This window comes from Methanobrevibacter gottschalkii DSM 11977, from assembly GCF_003814835.1.
Classification (GTDB): Archaea; Methanobacteriota; Methanobacteria; order Methanobacteriales; family Methanobacteriaceae; genus Methanocatella; species Methanocatella gottschalkii.
In genome coordinates, this window is record NZ_RKRG01000004.1 from 85217 (window position 1) to 107821 (window position 22605).

Genomic DNA, 22605 nt, shown 5'->3' on the forward strand with positions numbered 1-22605 from the left:
AATATAACTTAGAGAACACTTTAAAGTTGTATTATTAAATATTACATGTCTTTTTAAAGCATAAGGTGATACTATCAACTCTCAAGAAATAAGATACTTTTACAGGAATATCATAAGAACTGGTAATGTGTATAGAGTTAAGTACAACAATAAAGATTATGGGGAGTTTAAAAAATTATCTGACGCATTATATGAAAGAGATGCATTATTTTTTTGTAATTTTGATTATGATCTGCTTGTTGAATGTGATCTTGAAAACAAGTATGAAAATATGGTTCTACCACCATTCCCTGAAAAAAGACCAAAAGGTAGAATTAAAGGAACCAAAGTTAATAAAAAAGAAAGAGAAGGAGAAATTCTCTTCAACCACAAAATTAAAAAATTCTACATTCAAAAAGGCGATGAAACAATTGGCCAATATGATACAATGACCGAAGCTTTTTACTACAAAAAGATATTAATGGCCAACAAGTGGGATAAAAATATTTTAAAAACAAATATCACTAAAAAAATTGAAGTTAATATAATTATTGATCCAGCAGTTGAATATGAAGTACAGTTAAACTTTTGCCCTAAATGTAAAAATAGATTAAAAATTGGAGAGACCGAATGTCCTTCCTGCGGAATCAATATCGAAGAATATTTATTTAATAGATAAAAGAAGATAGAGAAAAATTATTCTCCACCAACATAGTCATTTAAAGATTTTACATTGATTTCATTATTTTGAATAGCTTTTATTGCATTTAAAACTGCTCTTGCTCCTGCAAGTGTTGTAACATATGGAATACCAAGTTCAATAGCAAGACGTCTAATTATATAACCATCTTTAGCAGATTGTTTACCTTCAGAAGTGTTAATAATCAAATCAATTTCTTTGTTTAAAATAGCATCTCTAATGTTAGGAGAACCTTGAGATACTTTTAATATCTTTTCAACCGAATCAATACCAGTAGCATCAGCAGTACCATCAGTTGCTATTAAATCAAAACCCAAATTAGCTGCAGTCTCAGCAATAGGTCTGATTTTCTTTTTATCTGCCTCTTTAACACTGATAAATATTTTACCCTCCTTAGGTAATTCCATACCTCCTGAAAGTTGTGATTTATAGAACGCCATGCCATAAGTTTCATCAATACCAATACTCTCACCAGTGGATTTCATTTCTGGACCAAGAACAGTATCAGATTCCGGAAGTTTTAAGAATGGAAATACAGACTCTTTTACTGCAACATGATTTAATTTAATTTCTTTAGTTAAATCGAAGTCTCTTAATTTAGCTCCTTGCATAATCCAAGTTGCTACTTTTGCTAATGGAACACCAATTGCTTTACTTACAAATGGTACAGTTCTACTTGCACGAGGATTAGCTTCAATAATATAAACCATTTCTTCATCAAGTTTTACTGCATATTGAATGTTCATTAATCCTTTAACATTTAATTCAAGAGCTAATTTGGTTGAATTTTCACGAATAGTATCTAAAATATATTCAGGAATTGTTTGAGGAGGTATTACACATGCAGAATCTCCAGAGTGAACTCCTGCTTCTTCAATATGTTCCATGATTCCTGCAATGAACACATCTTCACCATCACATAAAATATCTACATCAAGCTCAATAGCATCTTCCAAAAACTTATCAACTAAAATTGGGTGTTCTGGAGATACTTTTACAGCTTCTTTCATATATTCTTCAAGTTCATTGTTATCATAAACAATTTCCATAGCTCTTCCACCAATTACATATGATGGACGTACAAGAACCGGGAAAGTGATTTTTTCTGCAATTTCTTTTGCTTCTTCAAATGAATTAGCTGTTCCATATGGAGCTTGGTGAATGTGTAATTTTTCTAAAAGTTCAGCAAATAATTCCCTATCTTCAACTCTATCAATGCTCTCATATGGAGTACCTAAGATTTTAACACCAGCATTTGCCAATGGCACTGATAAATTAATAGATGTCTGACCACCAAATTGAACAATTACCCCATCTGGTTTTTCTTGTTCAATAACACCCATTACATCTTCAAATGTAAGTGGTTCGAAGAATAATTTGTCAGAAATATCATAATCAGTACTTACAGTTTCAGGATTATTGTTGATTAAAATAGTTTCAATTCCTTCTTCTTTTAAAGCTAAAGAAGAATGTACACAACAGTAATCAAATTCAATACCTTGACCTATTCTGATTGGTCCCGCTCCAAGGATTACAACTTTTTTCTTGTTGGTTGATACAAGCTCATTTCCTTTATCATAACTGCTATAGTAATATGGAGTTTTTGCTTCAAATTCAGCAGCACAAGTATCTACCATTTTATATGATGGTTTAATGTTATATCTTGAAAGTAAGTTTTTAATATACTCTTCAGTTTGGCCAGATAAATCAGCTAATCTTTTATTAGAACAACCAATTTGTTTAGCTTTTCTTAAGAAATCTTCATCGTTTAATTTATCAGCAGTTACACTATCTTCAAAGTTAACAATGTTTCTGATTTTATATAAAAAAAAGTTATCAATATTGGTAATTTCTCTAATCTTATCAATATCCATCCCATCTTTAATAGCTGAATAAATTTGGAAGTAGATTTTATCAGTAGGATGCGCCAAATCTTCTTCAGTGTAATCAATGTATTCAAAACCGTCGAATCCCATATCAAGTGATCTAAGTGCTTTTTGGAATGCCTCTTCAAAAGTTCTTCCGATAGCCATTACTTCACCAGTTGCTTTCATTTGAACTCCAACTTCACGGCTTACACCTTTGAATTTATCAAAAGGCCATCTAGGAATTTTAATAACAACATAATCAATAGCTGGTTCAAAAGAAGCCGGTGTTTCTTTGGTAATGTCATTTTTAATTTCATCTAAAGTTAATCCTAAAGCTATTTTAGAAGAGATTTTAGCAATTGGATAACCTGTTGCTTTAGACGCAAGAGCACTACTTCTAGATACACGAGGATTTACTTCGATGACTTTGTATTCATCAGTTTCTGGGTTAAGTGCAAATTGGATGTTACATCCGCCTCTAATTCCTAGTGCTCTGATAATTTTAATGGATGCATCCCTCATCTTCTGGATAGTTTCATCACATAAGTTTTGAATAGGGGCAACAACAACACTGTCTCCTGTGTGGATACCCATAGGATCTATATTTTCCATAGTACATACAATGATGCAAGTATCCTCTTTATCCCTCATTACTTCAAATTCTATTTCTTTCCATCCGAGAACTGACTCGTCGATGAGTACCTGATTAATGAAACTCATATCTAATCCATGAGTTGCAATTTCAATTAATTCTTCTTCGTTATGAGCAATTCCACCCCCAGTACCACCTAAGGTGAATGCCGGCCTTACAATAACTGGATAACCAATATCATCTACTGCTTCAAGTGCTGCTTCTACACTTTCAACTGCATGACATTTAGGAATCTCCTCACCAATTTTATCCATAAGATTTGCGAATAAATCACGATCCTCTACATCTTTAATTGTCTGAACATCAGAGCCTAAAACTTTAATTCCATCAAGCAATCCCAAATCTCCAAGACCTGTTGCGATATTTAATCCTGTCTGCCCACCCATAGTTGGCAATATTGAATCTACATTTTCTTCTTTGATAATTTTAGCAACAACTTCCGGAGTCAATGGTTCTGTGTAAACAGTATCTGCCATGTCAATGTCTGTTTGAATTGTAGCCGGATTACTGTTAACAAGAACTGTCTCTATTCCCTCTTCTCTTAGTGATTTACATGCTTGTGATCCTGAATAATCAAATTCCGCTGCTTGTCCGATTTGAATAGGTCCAGAACCAATAATTAATACTTTTTTAATATCCTTATCAACTGGCATATTATAATCCTCATTAAATTTTTTAGTAATCATCCATCATTTGATTAAATTTGTCAAAAATATTCCTTGTATCATTAGGGCCAGGTCCTGCTTCAGGATGGTACTGTATACAATGTAATGGCAATTCTTTATGTGATATACCTTCTGGAGTTCCATCATTCAAGTTAATTTGAGTTAATACTAAATCAGTTTCTTTTAATGATTCTTTATCAATGGTGAATCCATGGTTTTGTGAAGTAATAAATACTTTTCCAGTATTTAAATCTTTAACAGGTTGGTTTTCTCCCCTGTGCCCAAATTTCATTTTATATGATCTAGCTCCAAAAGATTTAGCTATTAGTTGTTGACCCATACAGATACCAAAAATCGGTAATCTGTTTGATAACTTTTTCATGGTTTCAATAGTTTCAGATACCCTATCAGGATTTCCAGGTCCAGATGTAATCATTAAACCATTAGGAGAATAATCTAAAACAGTTTTATAATCAGTATCATAAGGGAATAATATTACACCAATATTCCTTTCTAAAAATGAGTTAATAATATTCTTTTTAACACCACAATCAATTAATGCAACCTTCCTATCAGCATCTCCATTGAACATTTTGATTTCTTTTGTAGACACTAACGGGACAACATCCATATCCTCAATACTCGGTTGTGAACTAGCTAAATTAATTAGTTCATCATCAGAAATATTTTCAGTTGTTATTGCCGCTTTAAGAGAACCTCTTTCACGAATTTTAAGTGTTAAATCACGAGTATCAATCCCACTAATTCCGGGAGTCTTAAATTCTTTTAAAAAATCATCCAATGTTTTTTGAGGTCCGAAATTTGAAACCTCACGACAAACCTCACGACAAACAAAACCTTCCGCTTGAATTTTATCTGATTGATACCACTTCTCACTTACACCATGATTTCCCTCTAATGGGTAAGTAGACATTAAAATTTCTCCCTTAAAAGACGGATCAGTTAAAGATTCAGTATAACCACCCATACCAGTAGAAAAAATAAGTTCTCCCAATTTAGTGGTTTCATAACCGAATGCCTCACCTTTTAAAATAGTACCATCTTCTAAAGCTAATTTAGCTATTTTTACCATTAAATCACCATCATAAAAAAATATAAAATTACTTTCTATCTTTAATATATATTATTTTACCATATTATTAAAGTTTGTTTTTTGACTAAAAAATGAGATATTTTAAAAAAATAAATTCAATTTAATTGAAAATCACATTCAATAAGCAATTGTATTTAATTATAACAAGACCTACAAAAAGATTAAATCAATTGTGAAAAAATATAACAAATACCTTAATATAATTTAAAGAGAAGAAAATCATGGATGCAAAATCTGAAGAAATATTTAAAAAACATTTAAACAATTCTAAAGAATATGTAAAATTCAAAAAACTTGTTAATGAAACAAGAGTTTATGATATTCCAAAAGAATTAACCGGTGAATTAAGAGCATACCAAAAGATAGGTTATTCCTGGATAGTTCAGAACATTAAATATAACTTTGGATGCATATTGGCTGATGACATGGGTCTTGGGAAAACAATACAAGTTTTAACTGCAATTCTTCACTTTAAAGAGCAAAAACATTATGATTATGAGCCATCCTTAATTATAGTACCTCCTACATTGTTATCCAACTGGGAAAATGAAATTAAAAAATTCACGCCTACACTTTCCTATTATATTTATCATGGTGCTAACAGAACATTCCCATTAGATGAATATGACATTATTTTAACATCATATGGAGTAATTAGACTGGATTTAGATATGTTTTTAGATAAAAAATGGTTCATATGTGTTATTGATGAGGCTCAGAACATTAAAAATCCAAACACACAACAAACAAAAGCAATAAAAAGTGTTCCTGCATTTAATAAAATTGCTCTTACAGGAACACCAATTGAAAATAAACTAACTGATTATTGGTCAATATTTGATTTTGTAAATAAAGGCTATTTATCAACATTAGACAATTTCAAAAGAGATTATGTTTTTAGAATCGAAAGGTTGGAAGAAACATCAACTTTAGAAAATTTTAAAACAATAACTAAGCCATTTGTGTTAAGACGTCTTAAAACTGATGACAACATCAAAGATGAGCTTCCCGACAAAATTGTTAATGACATATACTGTAGCTTAACCAAAAAACAAGTATTACTCTATAATGCAATAATGGAAGGAATTTTTGAAGATTTGGAAGGTAAAACAGGTATTGAAAGAAAAGGAATTATTTTAAATATTATAACTGGATTAAAACAAGCCTGCAATCACCCTGCACAATATTTGCGTTCAGATAATCCTAAAATTAATGAATCTGGAAAAATGGAGTTATTGATAACAATTTTAGAAAATATTTTAGATGTTAATGAAAAAGTAATAATATTTACCCAATATGCCAAAATGGGTGAGATTATTAAAAAATTAGTTTCTAAGAAATTAAAAACAGACGTTTTATTCTTACATGGCTCACTTACACAAGAAAAACGATCAGATATAATTTCAACATTCCAGGAAGATGAAGATCATAAAATTTTAGTTGCAACCCTTAAAACTGGAGGTGTGGGATTAAATTTAACTGCCGCACAAAATGTTATTCATTATGACTTATGGTGGAATCCGGCAATAGAAAATCAAGCAACAGATCGTGTACATCGAATTGGTCAAGAAAAAGATGTTATGGTATATAGATTTATAACAAAAGGAACATTAGAAGAAGTAATTGATGAGATGAGTAAAAATAAGTTGAATCTGGCTGAAAAAGCAATTAGTAATGATGAAACTTTCATCACCGAAATGAGTGATGAAGAACTTAAGGAAAAATTATCTTTAAGATTATAATTTATTCAATTTTCAAACTGAAATTCAAACTTCTAGAGGAATGGGTTAAAGCACCAATTGAAATAATATCCACACCAGATTCAACATAATCCATGATATTGTCTTCAGTAATACCGCCAGAAACTTCAATTAAAGAATTTTGACGAATGTTTAATTTTTCAAGTTCATCGATGACCTCTTTAACTTCATTTCCACTCATATTATCAAGCATCACAATATCCGCTTTATTTTTTACACATTCAATGGCATCGGATAATGTTTCAACTTCAATTTCGATTTTTTTAGAAAAACTAACATTAGCTTTTGCTTTTAAAAGAGCATCTAAAGGAGATTTGAATACGGCAATATGATTATCTTTAATTAAAACCATATCATCCAAACTAAAACGATGAGTATCTACACCACCTACTTTTAATGCATATTTATCAAATTTAGCCAATGCCGGAGAAGTTTTACGAGTTCCAGCAATTCTCACATCATGATTTTTAACTAAAGAAGAATAATAACTAGCGGCACTGGCCACTCCACTCATCCTCATTGATAAGTTGAGCACAGTCCTTTCAAGAAGTAAAATTGTCCTTGCATTACCTTTAACAGACATCAATAAATCTTTTTTTGTAATTTTACTCCCATCTTCTAAATTATATACAACTTCAACATCAAACTCTTCAAATAAATCTTTGACAATGTTCATTCCTGCCAAAATACCTTCATCTTTTGAAATGATATATGCATTAACTTCCAAATCTTTTTCCACAAGTGCTTCAGAAGTAATATCTCCAAATCCCTTATCTTCTTCAAGCATATATTCAATTATTCTATCCAAAAAATCACCAAAATTTACTTATTATATATTAGTATATAATATTTTTATAATATAAAAATAAGTGATTACATGGAAATTATATTTTTAGGAACTTCATCAGCAGTACATTCTTATACTAGAAATCACCCTGCAATTATTCTAAAAGCATTTGGTGAGATTATATTATTTGATTGTGGTGAAGGAACACAAAGACAATTAATTTTTGCTAAAATAAGTCCTATGAAAATATCTAAGATTTTTATTAGTCATTATCATGGCGATCATATTCTAGGCCTTCCAGGACTATTACAGTCAATGAATTTTAGAGGCAGAGAAACTAAATTAACAATATATGGGCCAAAAGGTTTGAATGCATTAAAAAATGCAATATTAAACTTAGGATATTGTAAAATTGATTTTCCAATTGAATTTATTGAAATTGGTACAGAAACTATTGAATGTTGTGAAGAATACATAATCCGATCACAACATGTCAATCACCAAGTTCCATGCTTAGCATATGCTGTAGAAGAACTTAAAAAACCAAGATTTCTCCGTCAAAAAGCAATTGAATTAGGCGTTCCTGTTGGACCTGCTTTTGGAAAATTACACAATGGTGAAGAAATAGAAATCAATGGTAAAATAATCAAACCTGAACAAGTATTAGGGCCTGCAAGAAAAGGAATTAAAATAACTTATTCTGGTGATACTGCACCCTGTGAAGAAATGATTGATTTTGCAAAAGATTCAACCATTTTAATCCATGAATCAACATATATGAATGAAGATGCCGATAAAGCAGAAGAAAACTTCCATTCAACATCTTCGGATGCTGCAAGAATAGCTAAAAAAAGTAACTCCAAACAATTAGTTTTAACACATTTCAGTACGAGATATGCAACATTAGATGATTTACTTAAAGAAGCAAAAAAAATTTTTAAGAATACAAAACTGGCAAAAGATTTTATGAAAATAGAGATTTAAGAGGATATTATGAACATATCAGTAACATTAAATAATCCTGCATGGACGTTAATTTATATTTTAATAGTTATTATCGCCACATCTTTTTTAACTAGACTAATTGCCTTTTTAATGAATAAAATGAAACGTTTTCACAACAATGAGGCTGCAATTTATCTTACAAGAGATATAATAAATTATATAATCTATTTTATTGCATTAATGATTATTTTACAATTTTTTGGAATAAATCTGGCAGGAACATTATTGAGTTTGGGAATAGCAGGTATAGCTTTGAGTTTTGCTGCTAAAGATTTAATATCAAATTTATTCTCAGGAATAACATTGATTATTGGAAAAAGTATTCAAGTTGGGGATACAATTGAAATAAACAATAAAAAAGGAATTGTTGAAAGAATAACCCTTAGATCAACTATTATTTCTGATGACAGTGGTGTTAAAAAGATTATTCCAAACTCCACATTGACAAATTACCCCTACTTACACTTTAAAACTCCTGAAAAATATAGAGTAGACATCCAAACCGGATTGTCATTAAATATTGATGTTGAGGAATTTGAAAAATACATTGTTAAAAAAATATTAGAATATGATGGAATATTAAAAAATCCAAAACCATCCGTTTATTCAAAAGGAATCACTTTTGAAGAAACTCAGCTCAAAGTATCGTTTTGGGTAAAAGAATTTAATAGTAAAGATAAATATAAATTAACAATTACAAACGAAATTAGAAAATTTACAAAAATGGGTGAAAAAGATGAGTAATACACTTCAAAAAGAAATTTTAAAATTAAAAGAAGAAAAAAATGCAATAATACTTGCACATAATTACCAGCCAAAAGAAGTTCAAGAAATCGCAGATTTTCTTGGAGATTCATTAGAATTATGTATTAAAGCTTCTGAAATTGATGATAAAGATTTAGTAATATTTTGTGGTGTAGATTTCATGGCCGAAACCGCATTTATATTAAACCCCGATAAAAAAATTGTTATTCCAACATTAGAAGCTGAATGTCCAATGGCACATATGTTGCCTGAAGATGTGCTTTTAAAAGCAAAAGAAGAAAATCCTGATGCAGGAGTTATCCTTTATGTAAACAGTATTGCTGAAGCTAAACAACATGCAGATACATTATGTACTTCAGCTAATGCAGTAAAAGTTGCACAAAGCTTGCCTCATGATAAAATATTATTTGGACCAGATAAAAATTTAGGAACTCATGTAGCCGATAAAATCGATAAGGTAATCATTCCTGTGCCTAAAGATGGTCATTGTTATGTTCATAGATTATTCCATGTTGAAGATGTTGAGCTTAAAAGAGAACAATATCCTAATGCGGAAATAATTTGTCACCCAGAATGTGATATTAAAGTTCAAAAAGCATGTGATAAAGTAATGTCCACTGGAGGAATGTTAAAATACATTGCAACAAGTGATAAAGAAGAATTTGTAATTGGAACTGAAATTGACATGATTACAAGAATCAATGCAGAAGTACCTGGAAAAAAATTATATCCTTTACTTGAAGGAGCTATTTGTGAAACAATGAAATTGCACACACTTGAAAAAATAAGAGATTCACTTGTAAACGAAGCTCCACAAGTCACATTACCAAAAGATGTTGCTGATAAATCAAAAAAAGCTGTTCAACATATGCTTGATGTATCAAAATAAAAAAAAAAGCTAATTTGAATTAGCTTTTTTATTCTACTCCATATTCATTTAAAAATGAAAATATTTTAAAAACAGAAGAATATGACTCCCCATTATCAAATTCCCCTTCATCTAACTGAATCACCATAACCTCCACATCATCAATTGCATTTTCCAGTGGTAAAACTTCTTTTTCAACATTTACCAAAAATTGACCTTCTATTGCTATAAGTATGGTCTTAGCTTTTATATTAGATAATTTATCATTCACATCATACTCTAAAAGACAATCACAAAGGTATTTCAAATCATGAACATCCCTGAATAAACCATCTTCTACAAAATTATCCAATAACGCATCAAGTTCATCCCTTGATAAATTGGAAAGCATGTTTCTTGATAAATAATTTAAGAACAGCATCTTGTTAACTGCAACAACCAATTTGGACAAAGATGGATCATATACATCAGAATAAATTTTATCGTTTGATTCTAATACACTTTCCATGCTTTTGAAAAATATATAACTAGTTCCAGATAGTTTAGCCAGATTATTCATGGATAATATGAATTCCATATAATCCGGATATTCACAAGCCCAGGTAAATACTTCACAACCCCCTACTCCTTCACCAACAATAGCTAAAACTGAATCCAAATTAAATTTTTCTTTTAAAAACTGTTTTTTAAAATTAACACAGTCTCTAAAAGTATAATTAGGAAAATTATGTTTTAAATCAGTGGTGGAAGGAGAACATGACTCCGGAGAACCTAATGAAACAATCCTAATAAAAAAATATTTTTTATCACGGATAAAAGCAAACTCATCATCATTAGAAATATTATCCATAGTCAAAGCATTATGAAGATTAGCTAAAACAGAACGTTCCCCTTTAAGAGTGGGGCAAAATACAATCGCATTAGTAATGTTTCCATCTTCATCATATTTTGGAAATCCCATAGTACTATATTCAACATTGACATCTTTAAGAATTCTACCAGATTCAAATTCAAAAGAAGACATGATAAAATTGCTAAATTCAATATTTAATTCTCGAAAAATACTAACACCCCACATTGTTAATTAATTTAATATAATATGTTAATTATATAAATAATTTCACACCATATCCTCTAAAAAACTTGACAAAAACATAGCCATTTCTATTTCTTCACGAGCGACGAAATCATCTAATCTGAATTTTGCAGCACCACTTTGGAAAGGATATAACTTACTTTCAAAATACATTTTAATGATTAATACATCCTCATTAATTGAGGTTTCCTCCTCTAAATTTTCCATAAGATAATCAATTTGAGTTGATAATAATCCATATATGCCATATTCAATGAATTTAAGATTACCAACATCACCATAATTTAAAATTTTAACAATCACCCAATCCCTCCATGAACTCCTTTAATTCATTTGAAATAGTATCCAATTCATTAAAACATAAATGCCCTAAATCTGAATCCATTATTACTAATTTAGACCCATTTATCATTTTAGACATTGGAATAGCATCCAATTCAGGTGGAAAATGAGGATCCTGATTACATGCAATTATTAATGTTTTTGATTTGATATTGCCCAATTCTTCTTCAACATCAAAATACATGCATGCTTCATTACAATATTTTAAATCATAAATATCTGTTTCAATACTTTCATTACCAAAATTTTCAAATTCAGAACTTAATTCAATTTTAGACATATCCCTTAATGCTTTTTTTGATAATCCAAAATTAAATTCAGCCAAACAAGCTATTCTTAATGTTCTAATTAAAGAATAAGTCAAATCTCCTTTATTATAATCCGGATCAGATTCAATGATTTCATTTACAAATTGTGATAGTATAAAATCATGCCCCGCAACTTTATAGCTACTAACACCGCAAATAATAAAATCTGCATAATCTGGGAAATTTATTGCTGAAGTAAGACAAACAAAACCCCCCATGGAATTACCAATCATCCCTAAAACATGATTGATGTTAAATTTTTCAGCTAAAAATTTTTTTTGAAATTTTACAACATCCCTGATAGAATATTTTGGGAATTTATTTTTTAAATCAGTGCTTGATGGGGAACAGGACCCTGGTGATCCTAACGCTGAAATACAAATGAAAAAATATTTATTTTCATCAAAAGCATCATTTTCACCTAATAATGGTGCAAGTTTTTTTATTGAAGAGTAACTGCCTAAAGATCCATGGCAATAGACAATAGCATTTTTTATAATTCCATTGTCATCATAAATTGGAGTTCCGAATGACATATACTCCACGTTTACATCATTTAATACACCACCATTCTCAAATTCAAATGAATTCAATGTAAAATATTCATTTTTTGATATAAAATAATTTTCATCGTAAATTATAATCCCCCACATCAAATTAAATTAAGTTATTCTTTAAAAAACAAATTATTTAAATTAAACTAAACAATGTTATTGTAATGAAATATAAAATTTTAGAAAAGCCTAGTTGTGAAGATGGATATGATCTGGTTCAAGAAGCTCTACGTAAAAAAACAACAATACTAATCTTTGCTTGCTGTAAAGTTAGTTATGAAGGAAGGGCATTAAGTGAACTCAACTGGGGAGAACGTATAATTATGATTAAACCAGATGGAACATTTTTAATCCATCAAGAAAAAAAAGTAGAACCTGTGAATTGGCAACCTCCAAAATCAAGAACCAGAAGTTACATTAAAAATGACAATTTGTTCTTAGAAAGCCATAGAAGAACTCCAAAAGAATTGCTGACTGTAGAAATTAGAAAAATCCAATTTATAAATTATGCAAATATTGAAGACTTTGAGGAACTTGAACAGGCAGGATATGAAAAAGATATGGGTGACATGATAATGGAAAAACCACACATGATTGAAGAAGGTTTTACACCTACTGCCCGCGAATATAGTGTGGAACATGGATTTATAGACATTTTAGGAAAAGACAGTGATAATAATTTAATGGTTCTTGAATTAAAAGCACGAAAAGCTGGAATTACAGCAGTGAAACAACTTAGAAGATATCTTCAGGATTTAGAAAATACAGACAATGATTATTTAAAAGAGTGTGAATCTCAAAAGAAAAAAATTAGAGGACTGCTTGTTGCACCTTCAATTATGGATGATGCTTTGGAATTACTGGAAAATGAAGGTATCGAGTTTGTATCTATTGAACCTCCACGTGAGTTAAAAAGAGATAAAAAAGTAACATTAGATGCATTTTAATCTAATGCATCTTCAATTTTCTTCAATTCATTGTTATGATAATTTATGGTGTACAAATTAGCAGGAACAGATTTCGTTACATGGCAATCTTTTTCCAATTTATAAATAAGATAGTCTTCACTATCCAAAGGAATGGATTCATTATCATCCAATAATTCCAGATTATCAAGTTCCTTTAAAATATTTTGATATTCTTTTTCTTCAAGTTCAATCAGTTCATCCAATTCCATGTTTTGAACATTGGAATTTAAATGAATTGCAATAGCTACAAAACCATTAACTATTTTATCAGATAATTCAAATCTAGAAGTCCTAATTTCTACCATTGAAAGTTTTACATGCTTTAAAGTATTTTTAGTAACCGGAATTTCATTAGATAAACCAATTTGATTAATTTCATAGTTATTTTCCCAATGCCCAATTTTATAAATAGCATAATTTATATCATTAATATCAATCATTTCTTCACTAAGCATTCTATCACGATTATAAATATCTATTTATAAGAATAAAAACATTATTATAAATATTGTTACTAACAAATGAAAATTTAATGGAGGTTAAACTGTGAAAAAATGTCCCGAATGTGGAAATCCTAGTTATGATGGAGCCCCAGTTTGTGGAAACTGTGGATATAAATTCCCTAAAGCTAAAAATTCAGTGCCTAAAGGAGAAGATATCTTCAAAAAAGAACACAAAAAGGAACCTTCCAATGACGAAAGTACACTTACTATTATAAAACAGAAAAAGCTTATTATTGGAATAATCTTAGTTATAACTTTAATTTTAATTTGTGGAATCTTTTTAACTGGATCAACCAATAAATCTTCACCGATTCAAAATGTTGACACAGAAAAATATAGTGCAGGATCATTTTCATTCAAATATCCTGGTGATTGGCAGGAACTAAACCAAACTGATGAAGAACATCCAGGAGCTATATTTTATAAAGCAGCAAACAACACAACTGTTGAATATTACAATGTCAGCAGTAGTGCATCATCTTTAAAAGAAATAAACCAAAATAGAATCACACATGCTCAAAGTGTAGGTGCTTCTGTCACCCTTCTTGAAACAATAACATTAGATGGTAGAAATGCATCAAATATTATCTTAGAAAACGCTGATGGAAACTACACAAGATATGTTTCAATGTTTAGTAATGGAGAACTATATGTATTCAGACTTTCTGGAGATTCCGTCAATTCCATTACATCTGATGAAATTAATAGTGTGATAAATTCTGCAGACATAGCTTAAGTATGATTTAAATCATACATTTTTCTATTTTTTAAGTGTTTAAAATGACAAAAATTAAACTCGCTTTATGTCAAATGAATGTTGTTGATAACAAAAAAGAAAATATCAAAAGAGCACATTCAATGATTAAAGAAAGCGTATCTAAAAATGCTGATTTTATAATATTGCCCGAAATGTTTAATTGCCCATATTCAAACGATAAATTTATTGAGTATGGTGAAAAAGAAAATAATAGTCCTACACTTAACGAGATTTCTGAATTAGCTAAAACAAACAAAGTATACATTCTCGCAGGATCCATTCCTGAAAGAGAAGAGAATAAATTGTATAATACTAGCTATCTTTTTGACAAACAAGGAAATGTTATTGCAAAACACAGGAAGATGCATCTTTTTGATATTGATGTTAAAGGAAAAGTAACATTCAAAGAATCAGATGTGTTAACTGCAGGCAATAAAGTTACAGTAGCTGAAACTGAATTTGGAAAAATAGGCATTGGAATCTGTTACGATATCCGTTTTCCCGAACTTGCACGAATTATGGTTGAAAATGGAGCATTAATACTAGTTTATCCTGGTGCTTTTAACATGACAACTGGTTCTTCCCATTGGGAACTGCTATTTCGCTCAAGAGCTATTGACAATCAAGCATTTTGCATTGGCGTTGCACCTGCATTAAATAAAAATGCTAGTTATCATAGTTACGGGCATTCGATTATTGTAAATCCTTGGGGAAAAGTAATAGCTCAAGCTAGTGAAAAAGAGAGTTTGATAATTTCAGAAATTGATTTAAATGAAATAAAAAAAATAAGGGAAGAGTTACCCCTCATAAAAAATAAAAGAAATGACATCTACAAGATTATTCTAAGATAACTATTTTAATTTAGCTAATCTTTTCTCAAAGTAAGATAATTTTTTATCATTATCTGCAAATACTTCAATTGCAGTTTCAATTACCCTAACTTCATTTTCATAGTCGTTAGCTTTCCTATACAATACACATAAACGTTTGTATGGAGCATCTTTTGCTTGTTTTGCTTCAACATATCGTTCATATTCTTTAATGGCTTTTTGTATATTGCTCTTTTCCATTTCTTTAATAGTGCTCATTGGAATGACTTTTACTATGGCTTTTCCAGATGCTTTTGCTTTTTGTCTTTTTTCAGCTTTTTTAATGGCTTTATTACAAGACTTTTTGAAGTCCTTATCATCTTCACTTTTTCTAGCATCTTTAATTAATTTAATTGATTCATCAGTTGCAAAATCACCTAAAGCTTGAATAGTAGCTAATCTAACACCCCAATCTTCATCTTTAAGGCATTTTGAAATTGATTCAAGTTCATTTATAGCTTGAAGTTCTCCTAAAGCACGTACAGCAACTTTTCTAACTCCAAAATCATCATCTTCAGTTGCTTCAACAAAATAAGGAATAATTCTATTATCTTCAGTTTCTTTAAGTGCAAAAGCCAAAAATCTTTTATCTTTACCTTCAGCATTATTAAATTCATTGATTAATTTATCAACAGCCAAATCACCCATATTTCCTAAAATTTCAGCCGCTTTGAATCTGACTTGTGCATTATCATCAGTAGTAGCTTTAATTAATGGTTCAATAGCTTTTTCATCAGTAATTCCAACTAATGATTTTATAGCTTCTTTTCTAACTCCAACATCTTCAGCAGATAAGTTAGAAATAGCTTCATCAAAACTTAAATTAGACATGATAATAAGTTAGATTTTAAAAATATATAATCTTTTAAAAAAAATAGAAAAAAATAAGAGAAAAAATCTCTTATTTAAATAGCAGTCCATCCACCATCAATACAAATTAATTGACCAGTACAGAAACTAGATGCATCAGATGCTAAGTAAATAGCTATACCATCTAATTCACCAGGTTTACCTAAACGACCAGCAGGACAATATGCTTTAATAAGATCCATAAATCCATCCATTTCAATTGAATCAACAGTCAATTCTGTTTCAAATACTGCAGGACCAATAGCATTTACAGTAATATTATATTTTGCCCATTCAACTGCCAAGTTTTTAGTTAAGTTCATTACCCCACCTTTAGCTGAGGAGTATGCACTAATTCCTCCACCAGGGAAGATAACTCTAGAGTGGATTGAACCAATGTTAATGATTTTACCATATTCCTGTTCAATCATGACTTCTCCAACAGCCTTACACATGTAATAAACACCACTTAAGTCAATGTGAATGTGTCTTTCCCATTCTTCGTTGGATTGATCAGTAACCATTTTGTTGTTTCCCATACCTGCCGCATTAACTAAAATGTCAATTCTTCCATAAGCATCCATAACTTTTGCAACAGCTTCAGTGATACTGTCATAATTTCCAACATCACATACGGCATAGATCGCTTCGGTTCCGAATTCTTTTTCTATTTCAGCGATATTTTCTTGAAGTCTTTCTTCTCTTCTTGCAAATAGTGCTAATTTTGCACCTTGGCTTGCATATGCTTGAGCAATTTGCCAGCCAAGACCAGAAGAAGCACCAGTAATAACTGCAACTTTGTCTTTAATATCAAAATAGTTTTTCATTTTCTATACCACCTAGGCATAAGCCCATGAATAAATATATTATAATTTAAACTATTTAACTATTATTATTAAGTAAAACAATAAAATATACAGAAAATATTTAATAAAATATAATAATAATTATAAAATATTCAAAATAATAGTTCTAACTGGCCAAACAAACTATTAAAATATATCCATTTAAGAAGAAAGTTAATTGAATGTTATTAAACTGAACATAAAATATTTAAAAATATAATTAAATACTATAAAAATTAAAAAAATAATAATATTAAAAGAAAAAATGAGGCATAGTAACAATGATTGAAGAGCAAACTAAAATCTACTCTAAAAAACAAATTTTTAAAACCTTACATCCATGGGTTCAAAAATGGTTTGACTTACAATTCGAAGATTTTACACCTGCACAGAAAAAATCAATCATAGACATTCACAAAAGGAACAACATTCTAATTTCATCACCAACAGGATCTGGAAAAACATTAACTGCATTTTTATCCATAATTAGTGAATTAACAACACTTGCCGATACCGATCAACTAGAAGATAAAGTGTATTGCATTTACATTTCACCTCTAAAGGCATTAGATAATGATATTGAAAAAAATCTAGAAGAACCATTAAAAGGAATTGAAGAAATAGCTGGAAAAGATTTAGGAATACGAAAAGCTGTAAGAACAGGTGATACTTCACAATATCAAAGACAAAAAATGCTTAAAAAACCTCCACACATTTTAATCACAACTCCCGAAACATTATCCATATTACTTGTTGCCCCTAAGTTTAGAGAAAAATTAAGTGGAGTTAAATATGTTATTGTTGATGAAATACATTCACTAGCCGAAAATAAACGTGGAGTTCATTTAAGTTTATCTTTAGAGAGATTGCAACACTTAATTGGACAATATACTCGGATTGGACTTTCAGCAACTGTAAGTCCGCTTGAAGAAGTTGCAAGATTCCTTGTAGGTTATGAATACGGTATTGAACGTGACTGTAAACTTGTTAAAATCAACTATTTAAAAGAACTGGATATGCAGGTAATGTGTCCTGTAAGTGACATTGTAATAGCAGATGAAGAAGATACTCGTCTTGGGATGTACGATTTATTAGATGATTTAATCCAAGAAAATAAAACTACATTAATCTTTACAAATACCCGTAGCGGAACAGAACGTTTTGTTTATAACTTAAAGAAAATGTATCCTATGAATTATAATGATTCAAATATAATGGCCCATCACTCCTCACTTTCAAAAGAAGTTCGTCTTGACACAGAGAATAAATTAAAGGAAGGAAAACTCAAAGTAGTAGTTTCATCAACATCTCTTGAGCTTGGAATAGATATTGGATACATAGACCTTGTTGTTTTAATAAATTCACCCAAATCTGTTGCAAGAGCACTTCAGAGAATTGGAAGAAGCGGACACAAATTACATGAAAAATCTAGAGGCAGAATTATTGTAACGAATCGTGACGATTTAGTTGAATGCTCTGTTTTGCTTAAAAATGCAAAAGAAGGAAAAATAGACAATATTAATATTCCAACTAACTGTTTAGATGTTCTAGCCCAACATATCTATGGAATGAGTATTGAAAATCCATGGGACATTGATTATGCTTATGATGTGATAAAAAAAAGCTATTGCTATAAAAACTTACCAAGGGATGATTATGAAGATGTATTAAGTTACATGGCCGGCGAATATCCTGAACTTGAAGAGAGATATGTTTACGCTAAGATTTGGATTGACTATAAAGAAAATACTTTTGGAAAACGTGGGAAATTAGCCAGAATGATTTATTCAACTAATATTGGAACAATACCTGATAGTTCTGGTGTTTTGGTCAAATGTGATGGAGAAACTGTTGGAAAAATCGAAGAAAACTTCATGGAAAGATTAAAAAAAGGAGATACTTTCGTTTTAGGAGGTAGGATTTATAGATTCAACTATGGGAAAGGAATGACAATCAATGTAACTCCTGCAAGTGGACCTCCAACAATACCTTCATGGTTTTCACAGCAGTTACCATTATCTTTTGACCTTGCAATGGATATTCAACGTTTCAGATCCCATATGGAAACCAAATTTGAATATCGAAGAAGTAAAGAAGAAATAATGGATTTTATTTTTGATTACTTATATGTTGATGATTTTGCAGCTAATTCCATTTATGAATATTTTGTTGAACAATATAAATATGCCAAAATTCCAAGTAATCGCCTTTTACTCGTTGAATACTATAAAGGATTTGGTGGAAGAAATTTTGTAATATTTCATTCATTATTTGGAAGAAAAGTAAATGATGCCCTATCACGTGCTGTTGGATATGTTGTTGCACATCAATATAATACAAATATTACAATTTCAATTACAGACAATGGTTTTTATTTGAGTTCAGATGGTAAAATTGGTGGATTAGAATCATTTAAACAATTAACCCCTGAAAACTTTGAAACAATATTAACAAATTCCCTAAACAAAACAGAAACACTTGCATCACGATTTAGACACTGTGCTGGAAGATCTCTAATGACTCTAAGGAAATACAAAGGAGAATCCAAATCAGCCGGTCGTCAACAAGTTCGTGGAAAAATATTGCTAAAATTTGTTCAGGACATGGACGATAATTTCTCAATATTAAAAGAAGCTAGAAGAGAAGCGCTTGAAGATTACATGGATATTAAAAATGCTTTGAAAGTAATAAACATGATTGATAACGAATCCATGGAAATAAAAACCATAAATACTGTGATACCAAGCCCATTTGCATTTAATTTAGTTTCACAAGGATATTTAGATATTCTAAATCAGAATGACAAAGCAGAATTTACAAAAAGAATGCATAAAGCAATACTTGATCAGATTAAAGATAAATTAAAAGACATTTATTAGGTGATACAATGAAAACCTTACTCGTTTATTATTCCAGGACAGATGTAACTAAAAAAATAGCTAAAATGATTCAAGAGAAAATTAATTGTGATATTGAAGAAATAACTGACGACGACAAATATTCTGGAAAACTTGGATTTTTAAAAGGTGGAATGAATGCTTCAATGGGAAGAACAAGCGACATTAATATTATTTCAAAAAATCCAACAGATTATGATTTAATTATCATTGGAACACCAGTTTGGGCTTCAAATATAGCAACTCCAATTTACACTTACTTGATGAAATACAATAAAGACTTCAAAAATGTAGCTTCATTCTGTACATGCATGGGCAACGGATATGAAAAAACCTTAAAAAATATCTCAGAAATAACTGGAAAAGAACAAATTTCCACCATGTTTTTTACTGCAGAAGACATTAAAAACCCAGAAGAAAAAATAAATATTTTTATTAATGAAATCAAATAATTATATAGAATAGTGATATTATGACTAAATGGAAAGCAGTGATTATAGGTTTCATATTAGCTGTAATAGTTAAATCATTTTTCGCACAATATGAATTTATTGGATTATTATTTGTTGGATTCATCACAGGTTATATCGCACATGACGGAGCACTTAGTGGCTTATGGAATGCTGCTGTTGCTGGAGCATTAGGAACCATTGTTTGTGCTATATTATTTGTTTTAGTTGCAACTTTAGGTGGAAGTTTATTCGGTATTTTCGGAGGATTAACTGGATTTACCCTCTCAGGAATTACAAGCATAACCATAGTATTAGGTTATTTAATTTATTATTCAATCGTAATGGGAATAACTGGAGCGTTAGGTGGAATAATAGCTTCTAAAAAATAAGTTTTTGGAGATAGAAAATATGAATATGTTTTCAGAGATAAATATAAAGGCATTAGTTTTTGGAGCTGCAATAGCTGCAGCATGTATATTAATAGGATACCAGTATTGGGATTGGTTATATCCCTTTTCAGCGATAGGACTTATCTATGCAGGATATGGACAATCAAACATCAAAATTGGAACTGCAATGGGAGCATTAGCATCCACACCAGTAGCAATATTAACATTACAAGGATATTTAGGAACATTTAAAGAAGGATTTTTTACAACAGAAAATGGAATACTTGCAGTGACCCTGACCGTTATTGCTGTTGGTGCATTTATCGGTTTTGTTGGTGCATGGGCTAAAAGAGATCGCATAAAAGCATTAGAACAATATAATCAAAAACAGAAAATCGGTAAAAACAAAAACAAGAAACAAAAGTAAAATTAAAACAACTGAAACTAAAAAAAGGATTTTAAATAAACTCTTAAAAAAATAATAAAAATAAAAAATAATAACAGTTTATGTTATTATTTTTTCTAATTCTTCTCTTTCTATCGCACGTTTGATTTCAAGAGCAATCCTTCTACCCATACTCATTGGTTTACCATAAGTTAGATATGAATAAGGAGAACCATCCATAAATGTATTTGTACCGCCGTCAGTTCTTGCACTAATTTCAAAACAGATTACTTCTAAATTATCATTTACTAAAGTTTGCATGCAGAAAGGACCATTCAATCCTGGTGCAACTAACTTTTTAGCACTTTCAGTTAATTTATCAGCCATATCAAATACTTGCGGAAGTAAAGATTCACGAATTACAGCAGGATGGTTACCAGTAACAACATAAGAAGGACTTAAATCAATATCCAATTGATCTTTTGCAGGCATTCTTACAAAACCATCAATACTGGATTCGTATCTTGTATCCATACCCATTAATTCAACAGTATCATCTAATGCAGAATAGAAATAGTGTATGCAGTAATTACAACCGGAAACATATTCTTCAATATGTGCCGCTTCTACATCTTTATCTTCTAACCATCCACGTGCTTTCATAGCTTCAATTTTTGCATCAAATTCTTCAGTAGATGAGGCAACAAAGTAACCTCTTCCACCTCTCGCACCCGGGAACTTAACCATTACTGGCCTGTCAATTTCTGAAGGACCATTATATTTGAAAGGTATTCTTACGCCACCTTCAACAAGCAATTGTCTTTCTTTGTCCCTTTCAGCCTCCCATCTAAGTACATCCCTATTACCAAACATAGGGACATTGAACTTATCTTCAACATTATCCAAACCAGCATATGCAACAAAAGATCCATGAGGAACCACAATAGCATTCATATCTCTAAGTTTTTGTTGAACATCTTCATTTACAATGTCTTTAAATTTATCGACAAGGATATATTCATCTGCAACATCAAATCTTTGATATGGAATTTCCCTTCCTTTTTCACAAACAATAGCTGTTCTAAATCCTTCTTCTTTTGCACCTTGCAAAATATGTAAGGAGGTATGGCTTCCAAGGGTAGCTATTGTTATTTCACTTTTGTCATATTTAGCCAAGATATCCAAGATATCTTCCTTTTTAACTTTTCCCATTTTATCTCTCCTAAAA

22 protein-coding genes are annotated in these 22605 nt (G+C 30.4%); 12 read left to right on the forward strand and 10 right to left on the reverse strand.

Going from position 1 to position 22605, the window contains the following annotated elements; translation table 11 throughout:
* The first annotated feature begins 127 nt into the window (after window positions 1-127).
* Window positions 128-658 carry a DUF2089 domain-containing protein gene (locus EDC42_RS08790; protein ID WP_233144858.1) on the forward strand — a complete coding sequence of 177 codons (531 nt, stop codon included), beginning with the start codon at window positions 128-130 and terminating at the stop codon, window positions 656-658.
* A 17-nt stretch (window positions 659-675) separates the two neighbouring features.
* Here the strand turns inward: EDC42_RS08790 and carB are convergent, their stop codons facing one another.
* Window positions 676-3852 (reverse strand): carbamoyl-phosphate synthase large subunit, encoded by a 3177-nt coding sequence (carB, locus tag EDC42_RS08795; RefSeq protein WP_069573798.1) that lies wholly within the window; start codon window positions 3850-3852, stop codon window positions 676-678.
* A 22-nt stretch (window positions 3853-3874) separates the two neighbouring features.
* Window positions 3875-4957 carry a glutamine-hydrolyzing carbamoyl-phosphate synthase small subunit gene (gene carA / locus EDC42_RS08800; protein ID WP_069573695.1) on the reverse strand — a complete coding sequence of 361 codons (1083 nt, stop codon included), beginning with the start codon at window positions 4955-4957 and terminating at the stop codon, window positions 3875-3877.
* Window positions 4958-5199: 242 nt separating this feature from the next.
* Here carA and EDC42_RS08805 point away from each other — a divergent pair, with 242 nt between their 5' ends.
* Window positions 5200-6720 (forward strand): DEAD/DEAH box helicase, encoded by a 1521-nt coding sequence (locus EDC42_RS08805; RefSeq protein WP_069573697.1) that lies wholly within the window; start codon window positions 5200-5202, stop codon window positions 6718-6720.
* A gap of 1 nt (window position 6721) precedes the next feature.
* On the opposite strand, the gene nadC is transcribed toward EDC42_RS08805, so the two are convergent.
* Window positions 6722-7546: a carboxylating nicotinate-nucleotide diphosphorylase gene (gene nadC / locus EDC42_RS08810; protein ID WP_069573699.1), complete on the reverse strand. Its 825-nt coding sequence runs from the start codon at window positions 7544-7546 to the stop codon at window positions 6722-6724.
* A 69-nt stretch (window positions 7547-7615) separates the two neighbouring features.
* Between nadC and rnz the strand changes: the two genes are divergently transcribed.
* The 3 genes from rnz to nadA are packed head-to-tail and all read left to right on the forward strand — an operon-like array spanning window position 7616 to window position 10184.
* Window positions 7616-8509, forward strand: a complete 894-nt coding sequence (gene rnz, locus EDC42_RS08815) for a ribonuclease Z (RefSeq protein WP_069573701.1) — start codon at window positions 7616-7618, stop codon at window positions 8507-8509.
* A gap of 9 nt (window positions 8510-8518) precedes the next feature.
* Window positions 8519-9274, forward strand: coding sequence for a mechanosensitive ion channel family protein (locus EDC42_RS08820; RefSeq protein WP_069573703.1), 756 nt, complete (start codon window positions 8519-8521; stop codon window positions 9272-9274).
* On the forward strand, window positions 9267-10184 hold the full coding sequence (nadA, locus tag EDC42_RS08825; protein WP_069573705.1) for a quinolinate synthase NadA: 918 nt from the start codon (window positions 9267-9269) through the stop codon (window positions 10182-10184). The genes EDC42_RS08820 and nadA overlap by 8 nt, the downstream gene beginning before the upstream one ends.
* 28 nt (window positions 10185-10212) lie before the next feature.
* Here nadA and EDC42_RS08830 read toward each other — a convergent pair whose 3' ends face one another.
* The 3 genes from EDC42_RS08830 to EDC42_RS08840 form a co-directional block, all read right to left on the reverse strand.
* Entirely contained in the window at window positions 10213-11187 is a 975-nt protein-coding gene (locus tag EDC42_RS08830) for an alpha/beta hydrolase family protein (RefSeq protein WP_069573707.1), read from the reverse strand.
* 96 nt (window positions 11188-11283) lie between these two features.
* A complete protein-coding gene (locus EDC42_RS08835) occupies window positions 11284-11562 on the reverse strand; it encodes a DUF5750 family protein (RefSeq protein ID WP_069573709.1) in 279 nt (92 codons plus the stop codon).
* On the reverse strand, window positions 11552-12502 hold the full coding sequence (locus EDC42_RS08840; protein WP_245988595.1) for an alpha/beta fold hydrolase: 951 nt from the start codon (window positions 12500-12502) through the stop codon (window positions 11552-11554). Before EDC42_RS08840 ends, EDC42_RS08835 begins: the two co-directional genes overlap by 11 nt.
* A gap of 125 nt (window positions 12503-12627) precedes the next feature.
* Between EDC42_RS08840 and nucS the strand changes: the two genes are divergently transcribed.
* On the forward strand, window positions 12628-13410 hold the full coding sequence (gene nucS / locus EDC42_RS08845) for an endonuclease NucS (protein ID WP_069573719.1): 783 nt from the start codon (window positions 12628-12630) through the stop codon (window positions 13408-13410).
* Here nucS and EDC42_RS08850 read toward each other — a convergent pair.
* On the reverse strand, window positions 13407-13886 hold the full coding sequence (locus tag EDC42_RS08850) for a hypothetical protein (RefSeq protein ID WP_069573721.1): 480 nt from the start codon (window positions 13884-13886) through the stop codon (window positions 13407-13409). The two genes, nucS and EDC42_RS08850, sit on opposite strands and share 4 nt — an antisense overlap.
* A gap of 91 nt (window positions 13887-13977) precedes the next feature.
* Here EDC42_RS08850 and EDC42_RS08855 point away from each other — a divergent pair, with 91 nt between their 5' ends.
* On the forward strand, window positions 13978-14670 hold the full coding sequence (locus EDC42_RS08855) for a PsbP-related protein (RefSeq protein ID WP_069573723.1): 693 nt from the start codon (window positions 13978-13980) through the stop codon (window positions 14668-14670).
* A gap of 44 nt (window positions 14671-14714) precedes the next feature.
* A complete protein-coding gene (locus EDC42_RS08860) occupies window positions 14715-15542 on the forward strand; it encodes a carbon-nitrogen hydrolase family protein (RefSeq protein WP_069573726.1) in 828 nt (275 codons plus the stop codon).
* Here EDC42_RS08860 and EDC42_RS08865 read toward each other — a convergent pair whose 3' ends face one another.
* Entirely contained in the window at window positions 15543-16391 is an 849-nt protein-coding gene (locus EDC42_RS08865; protein WP_069573730.1) for a HEAT repeat domain-containing protein, read from the reverse strand. It abuts the gene before it with no gap.
* A gap of 74 nt (window positions 16392-16465) precedes the next feature.
* Complete coding sequence (locus EDC42_RS08870) at window positions 16466-17236, reverse strand: SDR family NAD(P)-dependent oxidoreductase (protein ID WP_069573733.1); 771 nt, start codon at window positions 17234-17236, stop codon at window positions 16466-16468.
* Window positions 17237-17535: 299 nt separating this feature from the next.
* On the opposite strand from EDC42_RS08870, the gene EDC42_RS08875 reads away from it, so the two are divergent.
* From EDC42_RS08875 to EDC42_RS08890, 4 genes are read left to right on the forward strand one after another with little or no spacing between them, the layout of a single operon-like run.
* The gene (locus tag EDC42_RS08875) at window positions 17536-20133 is read left to right on the forward strand and encodes an ATP-dependent helicase (protein ID WP_069573736.1); all 2598 of its coding nucleotides are present in this window, start codon (window positions 17536-17538) and stop codon (window positions 20131-20133) included.
* 8 nt (window positions 20134-20141) lie between these two features.
* Window positions 20142-20603 carry a flavodoxin family protein gene (locus EDC42_RS08880; RefSeq protein WP_069573739.1) on the forward strand — a complete coding sequence of 154 codons (462 nt, stop codon included), beginning with the start codon at window positions 20142-20144 and terminating at the stop codon, window positions 20601-20603.
* A gap of 20 nt (window positions 20604-20623) precedes the next feature.
* Window positions 20624-20992: a DUF5518 domain-containing protein gene (locus EDC42_RS08885; RefSeq protein WP_069573743.1), complete on the forward strand. Its 369-nt coding sequence runs from the start codon at window positions 20624-20626 to the stop codon at window positions 20990-20992.
* Between the two features lie 19 nt (window positions 20993-21011).
* Window positions 21012-21419 carry a hypothetical protein gene (locus tag EDC42_RS08890; protein ID WP_069573746.1) on the forward strand — a complete coding sequence of 136 codons (408 nt, stop codon included), beginning with the start codon at window positions 21012-21014 and terminating at the stop codon, window positions 21417-21419.
* A 78-nt stretch (window positions 21420-21497) separates the two neighbouring features.
* Here the strand turns inward: EDC42_RS08890 and EDC42_RS08895 are convergent, their stop codons facing one another.
* Entirely contained in the window at window positions 21498-22589 is a 1092-nt protein-coding gene (locus tag EDC42_RS08895) for a formate--phosphoribosylaminoimidazolecarboxamide ligase (protein WP_069573751.1), read from the reverse strand.
* Between the last annotated feature and the right edge of the window lie 16 nt (window positions 22590-22605).